Genomic DNA, 702 nt, shown 5'->3' on the forward strand with positions numbered 1-702 from the left:
GGCCCTCCGGCCGGGTGCGACACCGGCCACGACGGCTGGACTGAGAACGGCTGACCGGTCTCCCCACAGACCCACACGGCACGGCGCCCAATCGCCTCGAACCGGTAAGGCTCACACTGATCACATCCAGCCGGCCACGCAGCCCTCTCTCGGTGTCTGCTCCCGCTGGGCACGACGTTCGATCACCCACCGTCCCTCGGCGCAGGCATGCCCTCCTGGGGGTTCAGCGGAGACCGGGACTGGCCCGATGGTCGGCAATGAGGCGGGCCACGAGTTCCGCCGCGACGTCGGCGGAGCGGGTGACAACCGCGTCGTACTCGATGGCCTCGTCGGGATTGACGTGGATGTGTTCGGTTTGGCCGAAGCCGAGGACTGCGGTGTTGCCGGGTTTGGCGACGCTGCCGTAGGAGATCATGGTCGCGGGGTCGAGACCGATCGCTGGGATCACCAGCGAACCGTGCGGCAGGTCGAGGGCGGTCAAGGCGTCGAGCATGCTGGCGACCTGACCAATGAGGTGCTCGACGTCGATCAGGGCGCCGATGGATCCGCGAGGAAGCGGCGCCCATGTCGACCGCTGGCCGGAACGCGTCACTGCCATGCCCTTCGCGTTGTCCCAGCCGCCACCAGTCACCCGAGCGAGAGTGGCGTCGGAATGGGATTCCAGCGCTTCGAGCCGGTTGAAGATCCCGGTCTGGCGCCCGT

General features: G+C 68.1%; 1 protein-coding gene. It reads right to left on the bottom strand.

Annotation, left to right across the window (positions count from 1 at the left end; all coding sequences use genetic code 11):
* Nucleotides 1-223: 223 nt before the first annotated feature.
* Nucleotides 224-702: hypothetical protein (locus DMB66_RS62275; protein WP_158647755.1), on the bottom strand; the 479-nt coding region annotated here is incomplete at its 5' end.

This window comes from Actinoplanes sp. ATCC 53533 (assembly GCF_003947245.1).